The organism is Polaromonas sp. CG_9.5, from assembly GCF_035984465.1.
GTDB lineage: Bacteria > Pseudomonadota > Gammaproteobacteria > Burkholderiales > Burkholderiaceae_C > Polaromonas.
Genome location: NZ_JAXCHR010000018.1, coordinates 20,051 through 40,253 on the forward strand (window position 1 = coordinate 20,051; position 20,203 = coordinate 40,253).

At 62.4% G+C, this 20,203-nt stretch carries 17 protein-coding genes and 1 pseudogene; all 18 read right to left on the reverse strand.

Features of this window, described 5'->3' with window-relative positions; genetic code table 11:
- Positions 1-801 (reverse strand): DUF7281 domain-containing protein, encoded by an 801-nt coding sequence (locus RCH06_RS13615; protein WP_327082007.1) that lies wholly within the window; start codon positions 799-801, stop codon positions 1-3.
- Positions 798-2,048, reverse strand: coding sequence for a hypothetical protein (locus RCH06_RS13620; protein ID WP_327082008.1), 1,251 nt, complete (start codon positions 2,046-2,048; stop codon positions 798-800). Before RCH06_RS13620 ends, RCH06_RS13615 begins: the two co-directional genes overlap by 4 nt.
- Positions 2,045-2,746, reverse strand: coding sequence for a hypothetical protein (locus RCH06_RS13625; protein ID WP_327082009.1), 702 nt, complete (start codon positions 2,744-2,746; stop codon positions 2,045-2,047). Before RCH06_RS13625 ends, RCH06_RS13620 begins: the two co-directional genes overlap by 4 nt.
- Complete coding sequence (locus tag RCH06_RS13630) at positions 2,733-6,443, reverse strand: ATP-binding protein (protein WP_327082010.1); 3,711 nt, start codon at positions 6,441-6,443, stop codon at positions 2,733-2,735. Before RCH06_RS13630 ends, RCH06_RS13625 begins: the two co-directional genes overlap by 14 nt.
- 267 nt (positions 6,444-6,710) lie before the next feature.
- Positions 6,711-7,370: an HAD family hydrolase gene (locus tag RCH06_RS13635; protein ID WP_327082011.1), complete on the reverse strand. Its 660-nt coding sequence runs from the start codon at positions 7,368-7,370 to the stop codon at positions 6,711-6,713.
- 14 nt (positions 7,371-7,384) lie between these two features.
- Positions 7,385-9,418, reverse strand: coding sequence for an acyltransferase family protein (locus tag RCH06_RS13640; protein ID WP_327082012.1), 2,034 nt, complete (start codon positions 9,416-9,418; stop codon positions 7,385-7,387).
- Between the two features lie 79 nt (positions 9,419-9,497).
- A pseudogene (locus RCH06_RS13645) lies at positions 9,498-9,626 on the reverse strand (YchJ family metal-binding protein); the annotation flags it as partial.
- A gap of 39 nt (positions 9,627-9,665) precedes the next feature.
- Positions 9,666-9,875 (reverse strand): hypothetical protein, encoded by a 210-nt coding sequence (locus RCH06_RS13650; protein ID WP_442799658.1) that lies wholly within the window; start codon positions 9,873-9,875, stop codon positions 9,666-9,668.
- Complete coding sequence (locus RCH06_RS13655) at positions 9,872-10,003, reverse strand: hypothetical protein (protein ID WP_327082013.1); 132 nt, start codon at positions 10,001-10,003, stop codon at positions 9,872-9,874. Before RCH06_RS13655 ends, RCH06_RS13650 begins: the two co-directional genes overlap by 4 nt.
- A gap of 13 nt (positions 10,004-10,016) precedes the next feature.
- The gene (locus RCH06_RS13660; protein WP_327082014.1) at positions 10,017-12,053 is read right to left on the reverse strand and encodes an acyltransferase family protein; all 2,037 of its coding nucleotides are present in this window, start codon (positions 12,051-12,053) and stop codon (positions 10,017-10,019) included.
- 81 nt (positions 12,054-12,134) lie between these two features.
- A complete protein-coding gene (locus tag RCH06_RS13665) occupies positions 12,135-12,557 on the reverse strand; it encodes a YchJ family protein (RefSeq protein ID WP_327082015.1) in 423 nt (140 codons plus the stop codon).
- A 15-nt stretch (positions 12,558-12,572) separates the two neighbouring features.
- Positions 12,573-13,733, reverse strand: a complete 1,161-nt coding sequence (locus tag RCH06_RS13670) for an aminotransferase class V-fold PLP-dependent enzyme (protein ID WP_327082016.1) — start codon at positions 13,731-13,733, stop codon at positions 12,573-12,575.
- Positions 13,734-13,974: 241 nt separating this feature from the next.
- Positions 13,975-14,391: a rhodanese-like domain-containing protein gene (locus RCH06_RS13675; RefSeq protein ID WP_327082017.1), complete on the reverse strand. Its 417-nt coding sequence runs from the start codon at positions 14,389-14,391 to the stop codon at positions 13,975-13,977.
- Between the two features lie 30 nt (positions 14,392-14,421).
- Positions 14,422-15,552 (reverse strand): acyl-CoA dehydrogenase family protein, encoded by a 1,131-nt coding sequence (locus RCH06_RS13680; protein WP_327082018.1) that lies wholly within the window; start codon positions 15,550-15,552, stop codon positions 14,422-14,424.
- 31 nt (positions 15,553-15,583) lie between these two features.
- Positions 15,584-16,252, reverse strand: coding sequence for an SDR family oxidoreductase (locus RCH06_RS13685; RefSeq protein ID WP_327082019.1), 669 nt, complete (start codon positions 16,250-16,252; stop codon positions 15,584-15,586).
- 129 nt (positions 16,253-16,381) lie between these two features.
- A complete protein-coding gene (locus RCH06_RS13690; RefSeq protein WP_327082020.1) occupies positions 16,382-17,563 on the reverse strand; it encodes an acetyl-CoA C-acyltransferase in 1,182 nt (393 codons plus the stop codon).
- Between the two features lie 53 nt (positions 17,564-17,616).
- On the reverse strand, positions 17,617-19,488 hold the full coding sequence (gene aceK / locus RCH06_RS13695; protein WP_327082021.1) for a bifunctional isocitrate dehydrogenase kinase/phosphatase: 1,872 nt from the start codon (positions 19,486-19,488) through the stop codon (positions 17,617-17,619).
- Positions 19,489-19,542: 54 nt separating this feature from the next.
- A complete protein-coding gene (gene can / locus RCH06_RS13700) occupies positions 19,543-20,199 on the reverse strand; it encodes a carbonate dehydratase (protein ID WP_327082022.1) in 657 nt (218 codons plus the stop codon).
- Between the last annotated feature and the right edge of the window lie 4 nt (positions 20,200-20,203).

Here is a 20,203-nt window from a genome sequence, read left to right on the forward strand (position 1 = left end):
TCAGCGCGGAAAGCCTTCCTGGTTCAGCCCCAGCGTCAGCAGCCTGAGCCGCTGCCAGGCCAGCGCAATCTCGCTGTCCTGCATGCGGTCAAGGTGTACGCGGCTGACTTGCGCCGACTGCGTAAAAAGCCTCTGGCGCTGCGCCCGGCGCGTGGCCGCTTCGAGTTCTGGCCACGCCGGCAGGCACAGCGCCTCGCGGCGCGGCAACGACGCGGCCATGGACAGACCTTTGGGGTCAAAATCAAAGAATGCGAGCGTCGGGCGTGCGTCTGCAGCTATCAATTTTGTAGCCGCATCGGTGCCAAACAAGCCAGGCGCACCGCGAAACAGCGCCAGCGTCGGGCGGCCCTGGTAAAAGTCGGCCAGCCAGCGGTATTCATGCAACAGCAGCAGCGGCTCCAGGTTTTCACACACCAGCAGCACCTCATAAGGCAGGGCCAGCGCGTCCTGCCAGTGCATGGCCAGAAAGCTGCCTGGCGGCGTGACCAGCGCGGGTGCCAGGCCCACCGCCACGACGGCCACCCGCCCATGCGTGACCGGCAGCGCGCCGGTTTTTTCCGACCCGCCATCGGGGGCCTGGCTGCGCGGGAAAGGCGCGGGCGGCGCGCTCAGCGCAAAACTGCGATTGCACAGCAAGTCCGCCGCGTGAGTGAAGTCGGCGTCGGTGTACAGCACCTTCGCGCCGCGCACCACGCCCAGCCCCTGCTGCTCGGCCATGCGGGCGGCCAGGCCTTCACCACGCCGCTCGGCAAACCGCCCAGCCACCAGCCGGCGCAAAAAATCGACTTCGCGCGGATTCACGCGGTTTGCGCCGCCCGCGCCGATACAGGTTTCGGCGCGACCGCCTTGGGATACGCCACCGCGTCGCCAAACGTGTGTGCAAAATGCCCGCCTTCAGCCGGTGCGTTCCTGACCAGCTCCACCCGCATGCGCTGCCCGCGCAGCGCCATGACGGCAAACACCAGCCACACCGCAGGCGTCATCGACAGCGCATCAGCGTCGCCTTCACGCCACGCGGCCAGCGGCACGCCACCGGGCGCGGCCTGCACCTGGCGGGCCAGCCGCTGCAACGCCTGCGCGGCCGGCGTGGCAACCGGCACGCGCGGCGCGTCGACGATGCGCACATAGCGCCGGGGCGGCTGCGCCTCGGGCGGCGCGGACGGCTTGGGCGGCAGGGCGCGCACCAGCGCCTGCAACTCGCTGCGCACCGCCCGGTCGCTGTCCAGCGGCTCGACATGCGCCAGCAGCGGCGCCAGCGCGGCGGCCAGCAAAAAGTCGGGAATCTCGCCGCTCAGATCCGGCTCGATGCCGCGCCAGGTCGGCTGCTGGCGCAGCAGCATGTCGGTGCGCGCCAGCAGCTTGTGCTGCTTTTCCACCTCGCGGATGCTGAAAATCTCTTTGCGGATCAGCGTCTGCATTTCCGACACGCCCTGCTGCCAGGCGCTCAGGCGCGCCAGCAGGTTGCGGCGCAAAAAGCGCGCCAGCTCCTCCATCGCGCGCTCGCTGGCTTCGCGCTCCAGCCGGTCAGCGGCCAGCGCCAGCCGCGCCAGGTCGCCCGCCAGCAGCGTGGTTTGCTGCTGGTAGTAGCGGTTCTGGCTTTTTTTGGCTTCAAGGGTTTTGACGTTGCCAAAGCGCGTACTCATCAACAGGTGCAGCAGCAGCAAATTGCCATCCATGCTGTCGGCGATGTCGAACACCGTCATCTGCAGCGTCGTGCTCAGACTGGCCAGGGTTTCGGTGTCGGCGGCCAGGCGCACCAGTTCGATTTCAGTCCACAGCATATTGAGCTGCGTGATGCGCGGGCCGATTTCGCTCAGGCTCTGGAAGGCCGAGAACAGGTTCAGGTAATCCTGCAAATACTCGCGCAGCCGGGGATGCAGCCGGTAGCCGTCTTCGCCGGCCGGGCGCAGCGCGCTGGCCTGGCGCAGCGCGGCAATCGCCGCTGGCGGCGTTCCGGTGTCGCCAGAAACCACGCCCAGCAGGCTGCTTTCAACCGTCTGCGCATGCCGGCTGAGCGTTTGCAGCACCTCCTTGATGGGCGAGGTCATGGCGCGCTGCCTTCTTTCGATGTGGATTGCTCCGCTGGCGCTGGCGCTTCCTGGCCAGGCGCGTCGCCGTCCAGCCGGGCCTGCGTGTCGATGCGGTCCACCACGTCGTCGTCGGACAGCTGCGCCGTGTTGTCGGCGATAAAGCCGATCAGCTGGTACAGGTAGTCGATCTTGCCCGTCACCTGGTAGCCCTTGCTGGTCGGGTTGGTCTCGACGATGTAGCCTTCATTTTGCAGATGCGCCAGCATGCGTCGTACCCGGTCGATGGCTGAGTCGCTGACGCGCGCGCCGCCGATCTCGCGCATGTCAAGCAAACGCCGCTCCAGCAGCGGCGAGGCGCGCACCGCTTCGCTGATCTCGGACTCCCAGAGCATGTCGCCGGCGTGGATGTGCGGGCTGCGGCCCTGCGACTGGCGCAGCGTCTCCATGAAACCGACCACCGGCTCGAGCTTGCCGCGCACTGCCCGCAACTCGTCGCGCAGCCGCAGCCGCAAGCCCGGCGTGACCACCGCGTGGGCCATGAAAAAAGCGCCGTCTTCGCTCAGGCGCGCCAGCCGGTAGCCGATGGCCGCCAGCCACTCGTCGGCGCGGCGTCGGCTGTCGGCCTCCTGCAGCACGGCAAATTCCTCGGGGTAGCGCATCTCGCAGACAAAGCGGCCTTCGGCCAGGCGCTTGAGCGCAGTTTCAAGCGTTGACATGGCTGTCTCCTTGCACAGGGGTTTCGCAGGTGGCGATGGCCCCGGTTTCCTCAAAAATGCACAGCCTCGGGAAAAACCGCGCCAGCGCCGGATCGACGCTCGGCGAGGCGCTGATCACGTCGATACGGTGCATGTCCAGCGTGTGCAAAAAAGCGCCCAGGTTGTTCGGGTCAAAGCGGCCAATCTCGTCGGTCACCCAGGTCAGGCGCACCGGCGAATCCGCGCCGCGAATCATCTGCACAAAGCCCATCAAAAACATGGCCGTGATCAGCGCCGTGTTGCCATTGGACGAAACCGAGCGGAAATCGGCCTCGTTGCTGATGTTGCGGCGCTTGCCGTTTTCAATCAGCGAGCATTCGAGCCGCACCTGCTCGTTCAGGTTGACGCGCAGCACGCCGTCGGCGGGCAAGATGTCGCGAAAGTCGCGGATCAGCGCCGCTTCGTCGTCGGTGGGCAGGCTGTGCGCCTGGCCGGACAATGCCCCGAGCGCGCCGGCTTGCCCGTGGTGGCGCTCCTGCATCTGGCGCAGCAGCTTCATCGGGCCGAACTGACCCACGCCCGAGCGCACCATCACCGACAAGTCGCGAAAGCGCTCGAAGCGTTCGGTGGCCGACAGCGCCTTTTGCAGCTCGCGGTTAAAGCCCTCGACGCGGCGCTCGAACAGCTCCAGATCGCGCACGAAGTTGCTGGCCACAGCCAGAAAGCCGGCCATTTCCTTGTGCAACTGATCGACGTAAGGCCCGTGCTCCAACGGTTCAAACCAGTCGCACAGCGCCTGCGCCTGCGCGCAGCGCCACAGGTGTTCGGGCAGCGTCTGTGCGTTGGGCAGGGCCGCTTCCTTGAGCTGCAGCCAGTGTTCAACCGGGCCGCTGCGCTGGGTCATGCTGCCGCGCAGCAGGCGGCTGTCTTTTTGCAGCTCGTCGGACTGCTGCGCCAGTTCAATCCTGGCGCGCTCGACGCGTTTTCTCAGCTCGGCGGCGTTCCAGTCGATCTCCAGCGGCGCGGGCGCATGGCCGTCAAACGCCTTCAGGCTGCCTTGGAGCAGGTCTTGCAGAGCGATTTTTTCTTGTTGGCGCAGGTGGCGCTGGCCCTCCAGCGTGCTGGCTTCCTGCCGGGCGCGCTGCGCCAGCGCGTCCTGCTCGGTGTGCAGGCCAGCCAGTCGGGCGGCAATTTCTGCGCAGCGCTGTGCGCGCCGGTCGCACTCCTGGCGGCGCGAGTCCAGCGAGGGCAGCACGTCTTGCCGGAAACGGCGCCAGTCGGCCACTTCATGGCGCTGGCGCGCGATGCCCTCCAGCCGCAGCGCCAGCCTGGTGATGTCCTGCATCAAGCCGGGCAGCCGCGCCGGGTCTACGCCCTGCCCGGCCAGTTCGCGCGCCATGTCGTCATCGACCTGCTGCAGCTCGCCGGCCAGGCGCGTGCGCACGGCGGTTTTTTCCCATTCCAGATGGTTTTCTGCGGCCTGGGTTTCTTCGGCCAGCGCCTTGCGCTGCTGGCGAAAGTCTTCCTGGATGCGGTCTTTGGCGCTGCCCAGCCCGTGCTGTATCGCCTGCTCTTCGGTTTGCAGCGCCTGCACGCGCGCCTGTTTGTCGGCGCTCTCGGCCAGCGCCTGACTGCGCGCTTCGTCCTTTTCCTGATCGACCGCCTTGTCCAGCCGGGTCAGCGCCAATTGCGCATGGTTCAGCGCGGCCTCGGCCAGCGACTCGGTGGCAATCGCTTTGCTCAGCCGGACCTGCGCATGGTTCATGTCGTGGCGCAAGGCCAGCGCGCGCGCCTGCGTGTCCTTCACCGTCGCCATCAGGGCGGCGGCTTCAACTTTCAGCTTGGCGACATGTTCGCGCACGTCTTTCATCTCGACCCACGACGGCACTTCGATTGCGCCCGTGTCCAGCGCCAGCGCGCCGATGCATAGCCGCCCGGTCGGCGGCGGCGCGTCGCCCTCCAGCACGTCCAGCAACTCGGGCTTGAGCTGGGTGCGCGCCAGCAGCGCCGGGTCCATCAGTTTGGCGCTGTCGCTCCACAGCGCCGTGTCGCGGGCACGCAAAAAGGCCAGCAGTGTGCCCACGGGCGGCGACAATTGCGCCTGCACCGCGCCCATGCGCTGCGCGTGCTGGCGCTGCCGGAGTTCGGCGGCCTTGACGTGTTCCAGCGAACCGTCGGCAGTGCGCCTGGCCTTGTCCAATTCTTCGCTGGCCCGCGTCACCGCCTTGGCCGCGTTGTGGCTTTCCTCGTCGAGCCGGGCCAGGTGGTGGGCCGCCAGACGCCTTTTTTCAATCAGTTCGGCACCCGGCAGCGGATGCGCCGCCATCACTTTCAGCTCGCCCAGCCGCGACAGCAACGGGTTGCGCTCGGCAGCGATCTCGGGCAGCCGCTCGGGCAGGGCCAGCGCCTGCACCGCCTGCGCCTGCGCTTCGTGCAGCGCGTCGGTGCGCGCCGCGTTCTGGCGCGCCGCGTCCAGCAGCCGCGCATCAATGCGGCCCAGCTCGCTTTGCGCTGCCGCCTGCATCGCCGACTTGCGCGCCTGCGCGCTGCTGGCGATGCCGCCGCTGGCCGCCGCCAACGTGTCGGCCTCGACTTCCTTGGCGATTTTCTCGGCCTTCAGCGATTCCTCAAACTGCTGTTCGGCCGCCAGCGCCGGGGCGTTGATGGCGTTGAAATGCGCCAGCCGCGCCTGGCTGGCCTGCACTTCTTCGCGCAGCGCAGTCCAGGCTTGCGTGGCCTGCTGCTTGTCGCTGGCCGCCGCCGCTATCGACCCGGCCAGGGCGCTCTGGCACGCCTCGAATTCCGTTTTGAGCCGGCGCTGGCGCTCGCTAAGGCCCAGCAGCTCCTTGTCAGTCTGCCCCAGCGCCGCAGTCACCGCCACGTTCAGCGTACACAGTTCCAGGTGCAGGCCGTTGACGCGGGCGATGCGCACCAGCGTCTTCTCGACGCGGGGCTTTTCGGCCATGATCCGCGCCAGATGGTTGCGGTCTTCCAGCCAGCGCGACACATCGTCGCGGTTGCGCTTGAGTTCGCGGCTGCCAGCGGCCGCATGCGCGTCGCCCTGCGCATCCGAGACGCGCTCGATGACGATGTTTTGCAGGTCGCGAAACGAGATTTTCTCGTTCGCCATGGCGGCGGCGATCTGGTCAAGGTTGTAGAGCGGCGCGGGCCCCAGCGAATACACAGCGGCCAGCCGGCGCAGCTCAATGCCCTCTTTGGTGAGCTGGCGCTCGTTCAGGATGACGCTGCGGTACTGGTTCAAAAACAGTTTGCGGCTGACCTGAAAGCCCTGCGCCTCGACGCGCGCCTTGAACTCCTCGCGCGGCACGAACTGGTTGTGCTCGTCGTAGAAAAATTCCTCCCGGTAGCCGCCGTGGATGAAGTGGAACTGCGCCGCATCCTCGCCCGCGCGGCAGTGCATGACCACGCAGCGCAGGTCGCCGGGCGTCTCGCGCTCGTACTCGAAGGCCACGGCGCTGCTGGCGTCAGGCAGCGTGTGGGCAATCATGGAAGTCAGCCCGGTGCCGCGCAAGATCTGCTGCGGCGTCGCGCCATAGAACAGCGGCAGCAGGCGCAAAAAGGTCGTCTTGCCCACACCGTTGTCGCCCACGGCCAGCACGCCGCCGCGCGGATCCAGCTCGGCCACGCGCCCCGAAGGCAGCCCGTCCTTGGGATTTCGGATGTTGATGGCAACGATGCGCCGAAGTTGATGCGGCATGAAAAATTCTTTCTCTGGGAGTCGGGGCGGCTGAATCAGCCGCTTCGGGGCGAAATTATCGGCCCATTGGCCGCCCGGCCCCTGCCAGGGCTGGCGTTTTCAGCCATTGTGGATAACTGCGCCATTCATTCACAACTTCTGTGGATAAGTTTGTGGATGACTACAGGGATAACCCTTGAAACCCTTAGCCGGTGCGGGCTTCAACAGGATGCCCGAAAAACGGGCACGGTGGGTAACTTGCGCTTTCGGGACGCGTTGAAGGCACCGTCAAACGGCTGACAACAGCCCCGGCAGATCGGCCATGTGCGCAAACAAATGGCGGGCGCCCGCCTGCATCAAGGCCGGGCCTTGTTCGGGCAACGGGCAATAGGCCCAAACGGTAGCGCCAGCCGACACGCCTGCGGTCACGCCGGTTGTCGTGTCCTCAATCACCAGACAGCGCGCGCCCGCCACGCCCAAATGGCTGGCGGCCGCCAGGTACACATCGGGCGCAGGTTTGGAGCGCGGCATTTCCTGGCCGCTGAAGATGCGGCCGTCAAACCAGGGCATCAGCCCGACCTGCGCCAGCTGCATTTCGACCTTGAAGCGGTCAGCGCCGGACGCGCAGGCAATGCGCTGGGCGGTGTGCGCGTGGGCGGCTTCGACGGCGTCATGCGCGCCCGCAATCGCCACCAGCCGCGCCTGCAACTCGGTGTTGCGCCGCGCATAGAACTCGGCCATCCAGTCTTCGGTCAGCGGCCGGCCGGTGTTGGTTTCGATCAGCACGCGCTCGTCACGCACCGCCTTGCCGACAAACACGCGCATGCATTCCTCAGGCGAAAGCGACCAGCCGCTTTCGGCCAGCAGCTCGCGCAGCACGCCGTTGGTGATGGGTTCACTGTCAACCAGCACGCCGTCACAGTCAAACAGGATGGCTTCAAACTTCATTTTTTACTCACTTATTAATAGCTGCTTGCGCCCACTGGTACTGGACTTAAATCACTTTCCGTACTAATTTTCGGAATTTCTGGTCTGAATATCTCAGCAAGCATGGGTACTAGCAGACGATTGCCAAATTCGCTAAGGTGGTTGTTATCGTAATAAAGTGGCCGCCCGTCCTTGGCGCCATAGCAGCGGCCATCGCGGCACAAATAAGGCAATGGGTCGAGGATTTTCACGCCACAACGGTCACGTGCGGCGTCTTGGGCTGCCCAGGTAGAAGCGTGGCGTTGATGATAGTCGGCGAGTGAAATAGAAATATCGCGCGTGCCGCCAAAAACCATGACACGTGACATCGTATTCGGGACATCCACGCCCATTACGGGGATGGGTCGCGTCAAATAAACAGGGCGATCTTTTGCTATTTCGCAGGCGGTCTCTGTCAGATGCTGTGCGTACTCTTGGAGAAATGCAGGCTCGGCGGTGGCGTATGGCTTAGAAAAATAAACTGTAGGAATATTTTTTTGAAGTGGATGCTCACTCTGGCCGACAGTGTATTGGCCATGACGATTGATGATCACCACTGGAATATCTGAAGGCACATGTTTCAGCTCCCGGAGTACCCATTCAACGAAAGCGCCACATTGCCAGTCCATGTTTTTTGTGCTTTTTACCCCTTGCAAAATTGGACATCCGCTTGACGTCCACTCCATAACACCGTCACCAGGATGTTCAGTCGTAGCTGCGGCTGCCGAAACGAGTGCATTGGCGTGACTGTCTCCCATAACAATAGCTCGCAGGCGGGTTCCGCCGAACATGCAGGACGGCGATCCAGCGCCCGTTCCTATATGACAGGTCTCCATACGCGGATTTCTGTTGAGTGCCTCTTGGCTAACGATTTCAATTTCTGGCGAAAACCGCCCGAGCACACCCTCTTTCATCCAAACCAAACCGCCCGGCACCACCACCATTAGTGTCAAAGCGATCAGAACCGACCCGCCAGTGTTGGGCTGAAAGCGCCCCAAGCCAAGGCGCGCTGGCGTTTCCACCAGCGCATACGACAACTGGCCCAGCAGCAAGGTCAATATCAGCCCGGCAGCAATCGCCACCGGATCGGTTTGCCGTTCCGCATACACCAGCGCCACCACCAGCGGCCAGTGCCACAGGTAAAGCGAATAAGACCGCGTCCCCAGCCACTGCGCGACAGGGTGAGCCGTCCATAGCGAAGCGTTTCGCGCCGCCAGCAGCACCAGCGCAGCGCCCGTGACGGGCATCAGTGCGCGCCAGCCTGGCCACTGTGCAGAGGCATCAACCCCGAACAGGGTTGCCAAAATCATGCCGAAACCCACAGCTTCGGCCCAGGCGCGTTGACGTGGTGTCAGACTGAGCATGGGGGCGAAGAGAAAAACCAGTCCGCCTGCGAGCATTTCCCATGCGCGCGTTGGCAGCAGGTAAAACGCGGCCGTGGGTCTCAAGGGCGTTAAGACGATAGACAACGCCAGTGAAGCCGCCAGCCCTGCCACCATAAGAATCGTCAGCGGCTTACGACCCGGCCGCCACTTCCACAGCGCCAGCAAGACCAGCGGCAACAGCAGGTAAAACTGCCATTCCACCGACAGCGACCAGGTGTGCAACAGCCATTTTTCGTGCGAGGCGCTATCGAAGTAGCCCGCTTCCCGCCAGAATTTTCCGTTGGACAAAAAGGCCAGGCTGAACATGGCATGCGTGCCGAGCGCCTTGTACTCAAGCGGCAGCAGAAAAAACCAGCCCAGCGCCAGCAACACCGCGCACAGCGCAATCAGGGCCGGGAGAATGCGGCGGGCTCTTGCCAAGTAGAAAGCCCACAAAGAGAATCCGCCATCACCCCGCTCCAGACCGGCTACGACAATGCCGGTCATCAGGAAGCCGGAGATCACGAAAAACACGTCGACTCCCGAAAATCCCCCTCCAAAACCGGGCAGTCCGAAGTGATAGAAGATGACAGCAACAACGGCCCAGGCACGCAAACCGTTGATATCTGCTCGAAAACGTGAGGATGAAACTGCGTCGTTGGCCATTTACTGCTTATTTGCGCGATGATGAATCGCTATTTTTTGAAGCAAAGTGCGTCCATTTGACGGCGGCAATGCTGGATTTTCAGGGCAGATTATCGCCGTCAACATAAAACCAGCGTCCCGACTCGCGCACGAAGCAGCTGCGCTCGTGCAAGCGCACCGCACGGCCAGACTCCCGGCAGCGGGCGATGAATTCGACTTCGGCGTGGTCTTAGTCGAGCACGCGGTGGGAGCACACTTCCAACTCCAACTATTTGGCGCCGGGTGCCAAATGGCTTGCGCCCGCCAAGCACACATCGGGCGCCGGTTTGGAGCGCGGCATTTCCTGGTCGATGAAAATACGGTTTTCAAACCAGGGCATCAGCCCGACCTGTACCAGTTGCATTTCAACCTTAAAACGGTCAGCGCCGGACACGCAGGCAATGCGCTGGCTGGCGTGCGCGGCTTTACATTGCGTCATGCGCCCGCGATGACCACCAGTCGCGCCTGCAACTCGGTGTGGGTGATGGGTTCGCTGTCGACCAGCACGCAGTCGCAGTCGTAGTCGTAGTCGTAGTCGTAGTCGCACAAGATGTCTTCAAACTTCATTTTTACTCACTTATTAATAGCTGCTTGCGCCCGCTGGTACTGGACTTAAAGCACTTTTCGTACTAATTTTAGGAATTTCTGGTCTGAAGACCTCAGCAAACATGGGTACTAGCAACTTATTACCGTATTCGCTTAGGTGATGGGAATCGAAATAGAGCGGCCGGCCATTTTTGGCACCATGGCATCGGCCATCGGGACACAGATAAGGCAGGGGGTCAAGAATTTTCACGCCGCACTGGTTGCGCGCTGTGTCCTGCGCAGCCCAGATGAAGGCATGGCGCTGGTGGTAGTCGGCGAGTGAAATGGAAATGTCTCGTACGCCTCCGAACATCATGGCGCGTGACATCGTTGTTGGCACATCAACGGCCATCCCTGGAGTGGGCCGCACTAGATATACAGGTCGATTTTTCGCTAATTGACACACCGTGTCTGTCAGATGTTTTGTGAATTCTGTCAAGAAAGCCGGTGATGTAGTTTCATAAACCTCGTTGAAATAAACTGCCGGCTTATTATTTTTCTCCACCCAGGGTCCGTCGTACCCAATGACATAAGTTGTAAAGTTGTTTAGCACTATCAATGGAATATCTGGCGGCACACTTTTTAAATTTTCTACTGACCAGTCGAAGAATTCGGCACACTGCCGTTCTTTATCTGAGACTCGATGCGCCCCTTGAAGGGTCGGGCAACCGCTGTAAGTCCACTCCATCACGCCATCATCCGAACGTAGAGTTGCGGCAACCACAGCAGAAACTACGCCGCTTGCATGACTGTCACCCATCACAATCGCACGCAAATTGGACCCACCATACACACACAAGGGCGATTTGACGCCTGTAGAAGGATGGCATTCTTCCATACGCGGATTTTTATTAAGTGCCTCTTGGCTGACCATCTCAATTTCTGACGAAAACCGCCCGAGCACACCGTCTTTCATCCAAACCAAGCCGCCCGGCACCGCCACCATCACTATCAAAGCCGCAAGAACCGCCCCGCCAGTGTTGAGCTGAAAGCGCCCCAAACCAAGGCGCGCTGGCGTTTCCACCAGCGCATAAGACAACTGGCCCAGCACCAAGGTCGCTATCAGCCCGGCAGCAATCGCCACCGGATCGGTTTGCCGTTCCGCATACACCAGCGCCACCACCAGCGGCCAGTGCCACAGGTAAAGCGAATAAGAGCGCGTTCCCAGCCACTGCGCGACAGGGTGAGCCGTCCATAGCGAAGCGTTTCGCGCCGCCAGCAGCACCAGCGCAGCGCCCGTGACGGGCAGCAGTGCGCGCCAGCCTGGCCACTGTGCAGAAGCATCAAACCCGAACAGGGTTGCCAAAATCAGGCCGAAACCAATCGCTTCCACCCATGCGCGTTGACGTGGTGTCAGGCTGAGCAGGGGTGCCAGGAGATAAACCAGTCCGCCTGCGAGCATTTCCCACGCGCGCGTTGGCAGCAGGTAAAACGCGGCCGTGGGTCTCAGGGGCGTTAAGACGATGGACAACGCCAGTGATGCCGCCAGCCCTACCACCATAAGAATCGTCAGCGGCTTGCGACCCGGCCGCCACTTCCACAGCGCCAGCAAGACCAGCGGCAACAGCAGGTAAAACTGCCATTCCACCGACAGCGACCAGGTATGCAGCAGCCATTTTTCGTGCGAGGCGGTATCGAAGTAGCCCGCTTCCCGCCAGAATTTTTCGTTGGACAAAAAGGCAAGGCTGAACACGACCTGCGTACCGAGCGCCTTGTACTCAAGCGGCAGCAGAAAAAACCAGCCCAGCGCCAGCAACACCGCACACAGCGCGATCAGGGCCGGGAGAATGCGGCGGGCTCTTGCCAAGTAGAAAGCCCACAAAGAGAATCCGCCATCACCCCGCTCCAGACCGGCTACGACAATGCCGGTCATCAGGAAGCCGGAGATCACAAAAAACACGTCGACCCCCGAAAATCCTCCTCCAAAACCGGGCAGTCCGAAGTGATAGAAGATGACAGCAACAACCGCCCAGGCACGCAAACCGTTGATATCTGCTCGAAAACGTGAGGATGAAACTGCGTCGTTGACCATTCAATGCTTATCTGCGCGATGATGAATCGCTATTGTTTTAAAAGCAAAATGTGTCCATTTGACGGCGGCAATGCTGGATTTTCAGGGCAGATTATCGCCGTCAACATAAAACCAACACCCCAGTTCGCGCACGAAACGGCTACGCTCGTGCAGGCGCACTGCACGGCCGCCTTCGCGGCAGCGGGCGACGAACTCCACTTCGGCATGGTCGGCGTCCAGCACACAATGCGAACGCACGTCCAAGCCCAGCCATTTCGCCGCCGCCTCAAGCGTGAGATCGGCGGGGCGTGTGCTGGCATGCCAAGTGGCCAGCAGATAGGGCAGATCGCCCAGAACAAAAGCGCTGTAGCGCGAGCGCATCAGGGATTCCGCGTCGGGGGCTGGCGTGGCGGAGCGCTCGGACACATAGCGGCCACAGCAGTCTAAAAAAGGCAAAGGCTGTCTTTTTGCAGCTTTAGCGCCTGGATGCGTGGAGGCGCGGCCGCACGGGCAAGGTTCGGTCACAGAAATCACCGAACCTCAGTGGGCACAAGCCTCGGTCACTGGTTCTCGCACCCCAATCCGCTCCAGCGCCGCAGCCAACTGCCCCACGGTGCGATCCACGTGGTGCCACTTCTCCAGCCCGAACAGCCCCACGCGAAAGCTCATGAAATCTGCGCCTTCGTCGCATTGCAGCGGCACGCCGGCGGCGGTTTGCAAACCCTGGTCTAAAAATTTCTTGCCTGACTGGATGCCGGGGTCGGTGGTGTAGCTGACGACCACGCCGGGCGCTTTGAAGCCGTCGGCGGCGACGCTGGGCAGGCCACGGCTTTCAAACAATTCGCGCACCTGTTGCCCCAGCGCTTGCTGCTCGGCTTTCACCTTGGCAAAACCATAGGCCTGCGTTTCCTGCATGGCGGCGCACAGGCGCGTGAGGGCGTCGGTGGGCAGCGTGGCGTGGTAGGCGTGGCCGCCTTTTTCGTAGGTTTCCATGATCTGCAGCCACTTTTTCAGGTCGCAGGCAAAGCTGGTGCTGGTGGTGCCGTCGATGGCCGTGCGGGCGCGTTCGCTGAGCATGACCATGGCGCAGCAGGGCGAGCTGCTCCAGCCTTTTTGCGGTGCGGAAATCAGCACATCAACGCCGGTTGTCTGCATGTCGACCCACATGGCCCCCGAGGCAATGCAGTCGAGCACGAACAGTCCGCCCACAGCATGCACGGCATCGGACACGGCGCGCAGATAGTCGTCGGGCAGGATCATGCCGGATGCGGTTTCGACGTGCGGGGCAAACACGACGGCGGGCTTATCGCGGGCGATGGTTGCCTGCACGTCGGCGATGGGCGCGGGTGTCCACGGGGCTTGTGCGCCCTCGCCCGTCTGGCGAGCCTTGAGCACGGTGGACGACGCGGGAATGCTTCCCATGTCAAAAATTTGCGTCCAGCGGTAGCTGAACCAGCCGTTGCGCAGCACCAGCACGGGCTTGCCGGTGGCGAACTGGCGCGCCACGGCTTCCATGCCGTAAGTGCCGCTGCCGGGCACGAGCGCCACGGAATGGGCGTGGTACACCTCTTTGAGGATGCGCGAAATGTCGTTCATCACGCCTTGAAAGCTGCGCGACATATGGTTGAGCGCGCGGTCGGTGTAGACCACCGAAAATTCGAGCAGGCCTTCAGGGTCGATGTTGGGCAATAGTCCGGGCATGAGATTCCTTCAAGGGGATGGTGGGGCAAGTCGGTTTGGCAGCTTAGCACGGGGCATTGCGGGCCATTTTCCACTCCCTCGGCGGATTGCACCGCATACCGGAATCACTCTGTTATTCATAGCAGCTTGCGCCCGCTGCTATTGCGCCAGGTGCCTGTTTGTCTTGAAAAACAGCCTTTTGATGACCGAATAAAGCGGCTGCGCGCCCGCCGACGTTTGCGACCTAGCGCGCGCAGGGTGTTCAGCCCTTTTTGGCCTTGCGTGCTTCGAGCGTTTCGGTCGGTGCGCCCTGCTTTTTCCACTCGGCATAGCCGCCGTCAATGTGGGCGACGTTGCGCATGCCCATGTCCTGCAGCGTCTTGGTGGCCAGCGCGCTGCGCCAGCCGGCACCGCAAAACAGCACGAACTCACGGTTTTCGTCGGCAAACACGGGTTTGAAATACGGCGACGCCGGGTCGACCCAGAACTCGAGCATGCCGCGTGGCGCCAGCAGCGCGTCGACCACCGTGCCGTCACGCTCCAGTTCGCGCGGGTCGCGAATATCGACGATTTGCAGGGCCGGGTCGGTCATGCGGGCCTTCACGTCTTCGACCGTATAGGTTTTGATTTCCTCCATCGCCTCATCGACGAGCTGGCGAAATCCTTTGGTAATGGGCATGGTGTCTCCTTGAATGAGGGGGGGGTGGCTTTACGCCAGTGACCGTTGGATGATGATTTTTTGCACGTCGGACGTGCCTTCGTAAATCTGGCAGACGCGCACGTCGCGGTAGATGCGCTCGACCGGGAAGTCGCTCACATAGCCGTAGCCGCCCAGCGTCTGGATGGCAACGCTGCAGACTTCTTCGGCCATTTCGCTGGCAAACAGTTTGGCCATCGCCGCTTCTTTCAGGCACGGCAGGCCGGCATCGCGCAGGCTGGCGGCGTGCCAAATCAGCTGGCGCGCCGCTTCCAGCTGGGTCGCGCATTCGGCCAGCCGGAAACCGACTGCCTGGTGGTTGAAGATGGCGGTGCCAAAACTCTGGCGGTCTTTGGCATAGTTCAGCGCAAACTCGAACGCGCTGCGCGCCATGCCGACGCTTTGCGCCGCAATGCCGATGCGCCCGCCTTCCAAGCCGCCCAGCGCAATCTTGTAGCCCTCGCCTTCAGCGCCAATCAGGTTTTCAGCCGGAATGCGGCAGTCGTCGAAGTTGACCTGGGCGGTGTCGCTGGAATGCTGGCCGAGCTTGTCTTCGAGCCGTGAGGCGGAATAACCCGGCGCGTCGGTCGGCACGATGAAGGCGCTCATGCCTTTTTTGCCCGCGCCCTTGTCTGTGACGGCGATGACGATGGCGACCTGGCCATTTTTGCCGCTGGTGATGAACTGCTTGACGCCGTTCAGCACATAGGTGTCGCCCTGCAGGACGGCGGTGGTGCGCAGCGACGAAGCGTCGCTGCCGGTGTGCGGCTCGGTCAGGCAAAAAGCGCCCAGCATGTCGCCCTGCGCCAGCGGCATCAGCCACTGCTTTTTCTGCGCGGCATTGCCGTAGCGCATCAAGATCGCGTTGACCGGGCAGTTGGTGACGCTGATCGCCGTGCTGGTGCCGCCGTCGCCAGCGGCGATTTCTTCCAGCACCAGCGCCAGCGTGAGGTAGTCGAAGTTGGCGCCGCCAAATTCCTCTGGCACGCAAATGCCGTAGGCACCGAGCGCCGCCAGGCCTTTGTGCGCCTCGACGGGGAAGTAATGTTCCTTGTCCCAACGCGCGGCATGCGGCCAGAGTTCTGCCTGGGCGAAAGCGCGAACTGCGTCGCGTACCTGTTCCTGGTCTTGTGTCAGCAGCATGCTTGTGTTCTCCGGATCGTGATGAAGGAAATTACCACCCGGCAAACGGACTGCCGTCATGGTTTAAGAACTGGCCCTTGTGGGCAGGCGTCAAGCCCGCGAGCGTGCCGCGCAGGGCGCTCACGCTTTGGGATGCGCTCAATGGCGCGCCGGGTCCACCCAAGTCGGTGCGCACCCAGCCGGGACAAAGCGCCACCAGAATGGCCGCCGGATAGTCGTGCTGCGCTGCCGCCACCGCCATGTTGAGCGCCGCCTTGCTGACGCGGTAAGTCCACGCCTGGCTGGATTCCACGCTGCCGATATGCCCCAGGCCGCTGCTGATGAAGCCAAAGCGGCCCTGCGCCGCCTCGACCATCGGGGCCACTTGCGGAATGACCTGCATGGCGCCCAGCACATTGGTGTGCAGCGTGGCGTCGAACAGTTCGCGCGTGGGCGGTGACAGCGCCGTGCCGGAGGCATAGACGCCGGCGACGTAGAGCGCGGTGTCGATCTTTTCGCCGTCAAGTTGCCAGGCCAGGCCGCTGACGCTGGCCGGCTGGCTCACGTCCACGGTCAGCACTTCGGCCCCCAGCGCCTGCACGCGCAACCGCCCGGCGGCGTCGCGCACGGTAGCAATGACGCGGTCGCCCGCTTCGGTGTACTGGCGAACGAATTCCAGACCCAGCCCGCGCGAAGCACCGATGATCAGCACAACAGCCATGATGATTACAAGCCAAAAAGGCCTGTAGCGCATGTTGGGAGCGCGCTACCAGCTATTATTTTAGGAGCAAACCTAAAAACCTTGCGTTCGGCGGAAGCGGTCTGCGTCATGGCGTGTTGCGGCTGGCGCTCAGAGCACTTCAATGGCAATGGCCGTCGCTTCGCCGCCGCCGATGCACAGCGTGGCAACGCCTTTTGTCAGGCCGCGTGCCTTCAGCGCATAAATCAGCGTGACGATGATGCGCGCGCCGCTGCAGCCAATCGGGTGGCCCAGTGCGCAAGCGCCGCCGTTGACGTTGACGATGTCGTGGCTCAGGTCCAGCTCTTTCATCGCAGCCATCGGCACCACGGCAAAGGCTTCGTTGATTTCCCACAGGTCCACGTCCTTGACTGCCCAGCCGATTTTCTTGAGCAGCTTGTTGACCGCGCCGACCGGGGCGGTCGAGAACCACTCGGGGGCCTGGGCAAAGGTGGCGTGGCCAACAATGCGGGCCAGCGGCGTCGCACCGAGTTCCTTGGCGGTGGATTCGCGGGCCAGCACCAGCGCCGCAGCGCCGTCGCTGATCGACGAGCTGGACGCGGCGGTGATGGTGCCGTCTTTCTTGAAGGCGGGCTTGAGCGAAGCAATCTTGTCGAGCTTGACCTTGCCCGGCCCTTCGTCGGTGGAAATCACGCTTTCGCCGGCGCGGGTTTTGACGCTGACCGGGGCGATTTCGGTCTTGAACGCGCCGGACTCGATGGCAGCCTTGGCGCGCTGCACGCTGGCGGTGGCAAAGGCGTCTTGCTGCTCGCGGGTAAAGCTGTATTTGGCGGCGCAGTCTTCGCCGAAGGTGCCCATTGAGCGGCCCGGCTCGTAAGCGTCTTCGAGGCCGTCGAGCATCATGTGGTCCATCACGCGGTCATGGCCGATGCGCATGCCGCCGCGCGCCTTGGGCAGCAGATAAGGCGCGTTGGTCATGCTTTCCATGCCACCGGCCACCACCACGTCGCGGCTGCCGGCCAGCAACTGGTCATTGGCCAGCAGCGTCGCGGCCATGGCGGAGCCACACATCTTGGACAGCGTGATCGCGCCTGTGGAGGCGGGCAAACCGCCCTTGAAGCCGGCCTGGCGCGCCGGCGCCTGGCCCTGGCCGGCCATCAGGCAGTTGCCGAACAGCACTTCGTCAATGCTTTCGGGCGCAAGGCCGGATTGCTGGACGGCCGCCTTGATGGCGACGCCGCCCAGATCATTGGCCGACAGGCTGGCGAACTCGCCCTGGAAAGCGCCCATGGGGGTGCGGGCGGCGCCGAGGATGACGATGGATTCAGACATGTTTTTCTCCTTGAAAAATAGCGGTGGAAATGGATGGCGTGGATAGCGTCGCGTCAGTCGGCCTGCGCCGGGGCAGGCATGACGGCGAAGCGTTTGTTCTGCTCATACGGAAACACGTCGAACACATGACCGGCCCGGATGCGCGCCTGGTGGCTTTGCCAGAAGGCGGCGTCCAGCAGGTCGGCGTGATGCTTCATAAACACTTCGCGCACCGCGTCGTTGCCGAGCAAAAAGGGCTCGAAAGTCTCGGGAAACACGTCTTTCGGACCGACTGAATACCAGATTTCGCCGCTCATTTCTTCTTCTTCGTTGCGCGGCAGGGGCACCTTGCGGAACTTGCAGTCGGTGATGTATTCGATTTCGTCGTAGTCGTAGAACACGACCTTGCCGTGGCGCGTGATGCCAAAGTTTTTCCAGAGCATGTCGCCCGGAAAGATATTGGCCGCCACCATGTCTTTGATGGCGTTGCCGTATTCGACCACGGCGCGCTCGATCTGCGCCTGGGCGGCCGGCTGGGTCACGCCCATGTCGAACGCTTCTTGCAGGTAGATGTTCAGCGGAATCATGCGCCGCTCGATGTAGACGTGCTTCAAGATGACTTCCAGCTGGCCGTCGCCATCGCGGTCGCTGATTTCCAGCTGGCTGGGCGCAAATTTCTCGATCTCGGCGATCAGCTCGTCGCTGAAGCGGTTGCGCGGGAACGCCACCAGCGTGTATTCCTGGGTGTCGGCCATGCGGCCCACGCGGTCGTGCTGTTTCACCAGCAAATACTTGCCCTTGATCTGCTCGCGCGTGGTGTCTTTTTGTGGCGGGTAGTAGTCCTTGATGACCTTGAACACATACGGAAAAGACGGCAGGTCAAACACCAGCATGACCATGCCTTTGATACCGGGGGCGATGCGGAACTTGTCGGTGCTGTGCCGCAGATGGTGCAAAAAGTCGCGGTAAAACAGCGTCTTGCCCTGCTTGGCCAGCCCCAGCGCGTTGTAGATTTCGGCGCGCGGCATGCGCGGCATCAGGCTGCGCAAAAACTGCACATAGGCCGACGGAATGCCCATATCGACCATAAAGTAGGCGCGCGCAAAGCTGAACAGCATCAGCAGGTCGTCTTCGCCGAAAAGCGCGGCATCGAGCACCAGTTTGCCGTGGTCTGACTGGCTGGAAATGTCGTTGGCTTCATCCGCCCGTTCGGGCTGTGGCGCGGGCTGGCGGTGCAAGATCGGCAGGGCAAACGCAATCTCGGTAAAGCCATTGATGAGCTTGCCGACCACGTACGCGCCCTTGTTGCGATAAAACAGGCCCGAAAGCACCTGCAGCTGAAAATTGGCGCGCAGCTTGACGGCATTGAGCTTGTGCATCAGCGCCTCGGTGACGAAGCCTGCATCACGTGCCAGGTCTTCAAAATCGCGGCGCAACTCAAAGTCACGCACCAGCTGGACGACGGTGTCCTGCATGCCGGCCAGCGTCGGGTAGTAGGCGCGGTAGGTTGGCTGAGCGGTCGGCTCGTTGTTTTCGATGTACTCGGTGCTGACGGCGGGCCGCACAAAAATGAATTCGTTCTGGAAGTAGTGGCGGTGCAGGATTTTGGTGGTAACCGAGTTGAAAAACGTTTCGGCCAGCTCGGGCTGGTGGTGGTCAACCAGCAGGCCGATGTAATGCAGCTTGACCTGGTGCCAGACATCCATGGGCTGCTCGCCGGCCTTGAATTCTTTTTCAAGCCGCATCACGCACTCTTTGACGCGCAGGTCATAGAACTCGATGCGCTCGCGCTGGGCGCGCTGCTGGCCGTGCCAGTCAGCGGTTTCAAAGCGGTGCCTGGCACGACTCGATTCGGTGCGAAACAGCTGGTAGTGCCGGTTGAAGCCATCCATCATCGCCTTGGCAATGGCGTAGGCGACGGTGGAGTCAAGGCGCTGGGGAAACATGGCGGGCCAGTGTTGAGGTTGTGCAGGCTGCGAAAGTGTTGGACGCGGGCAGCGTTAACGCCGGGTTTCGGACACGCCGGCAATGGCAGCGCGGTACAGGCTGGCCATGCCGTCAAGGCTGCTCAGCGTGATGTGCAGGTCTTGCAGCAACCCGTCCTTCAGGCCATAGACCCAGCCGTGCAGCGTTACGCGCTGGCCGCGCGACCAGGCGTCTTGCATGACGGTGGTTTGCGCTACGTTCATGACCTGCTCGATCACATTGAGTTCGCACAGCATGTCAACCCGCGCTTCAGGCGCTGCCGCCTCAAGCATCGCGGCATGGCGGTCGCGCACATCCTTGACGTGGTGCAGCCAGTTATCCACCAGTCCCAGGCGCGCGTTGGTCAGGGTCGCTTTCACGCCGCCGCAACCGTAGTGGCCGACGACCATCACGTGCTCGACCTTGAGCTGGTCGACTGCAAACTGGATGGTGGACAGGCAATTGAGGTCGGTCGGCACCACCACGTTGGCCACGTTGCGGTGCACGAACACTTCACCCGGGTCCAGCCCGGTGATCTGGTTGGCGGGCACCCGGCTGTCGGAGCAGCCTATCCACATGTACTTGGGGTTTTGCTGGCTTTTGAGGCTGGTAAAAAACCCGGGGCGCTCACGCTCCATTTGCGCAGCCCAGGCGCGGTTGTCGGTGAAGAGGTCTTGAAGAGAACTGGTCATAAAA

Bases quoted from the DNA above. Each gene is read 5' to 3' on its own strand.
- RCH06_RS13685 (WP_327082019.1), bottom strand. From the start codon at position 16,252: ATGGCTGTTGTGCTGATCATCGGTGCTTCGCGCGGGCTGGGTCTGGAA.
- RCH06_RS13655 (WP_327082013.1), bottom strand. From the start codon at position 10,003: ATGAAGTTTGAAGACATCTTGTGCGACTACGACTACGACTACGACTAC.
- can (WP_327082022.1), bottom strand. From the start codon at position 20,199: ATGACCAGTTCTCTTCAAGACCTCTTCACCGACAACCGCGCCTGGGCT.
- RCH06_RS13640 (WP_327082012.1), bottom strand. From the start codon at position 9,418: ATGGCCAACGACGCAGTTTCATCCTCACGTTTTCGAGCAGATATCAAC.
- RCH06_RS13620 (WP_327082008.1), bottom strand. From the start codon at position 2,048: ATGACCTCGCCCATCAAGGAGGTGCTGCAAACGCTCAGCCGGCATGCG.
- RCH06_RS13650 (WP_442799658.1), bottom strand. From the start codon at position 9,875: ATGACGCAATGTAAAGCCGCGCACGCCAGCCAGCGCATTGCCTGCGTG.
- RCH06_RS13660 (WP_327082014.1), bottom strand. From the start codon at position 12,053: ATGGTCAACGACGCAGTTTCATCCTCACGTTTTCGAGCAGATATCAAC.
- RCH06_RS13690 (WP_327082020.1), bottom strand. From the start codon at position 17,563: ATGTCTGAATCCATCGTCATCCTCGGCGCCGCCCGCACCCCCATGGGC.
- RCH06_RS13670 (WP_327082016.1), bottom strand. From the start codon at position 13,733: ATGCCCGGACTATTGCCCAACATCGACCCTGAAGGCCTGCTCGAATTT.
- aceK (WP_327082021.1), bottom strand. From the start codon at position 19,488: ATGTTTCCCCAGCGCCTTGACTCCACCGTCGCCTACGCCATTGCCAAG.
- RCH06_RS13625 (WP_327082009.1), bottom strand. From the start codon at position 2,746: ATGTCAACGCTTGAAACTGCGCTCAAGCGCCTGGCCGAAGGCCGCTTT.
- RCH06_RS13675 (WP_327082017.1), bottom strand. From the start codon at position 14,391: ATGCCCATTACCAAAGGATTTCGCCAGCTCGTCGATGAGGCGATGGAG.
- RCH06_RS13635 (WP_327082011.1), bottom strand. From the start codon at position 7,370: ATGAAGTTTGAAGCCATCCTGTTTGACTGTGACGGCGTGCTGGTTGAC.
- RCH06_RS13680 (WP_327082018.1), bottom strand. From the start codon at position 15,552: ATGCTGCTGACACAAGACCAGGAACAGGTACGCGACGCAGTTCGCGCT.
- RCH06_RS13630 (WP_327082010.1), bottom strand. From the start codon at position 6,443: ATGCCGCATCAACTTCGGCGCATCGTTGCCATCAACATCCGAAATCCC.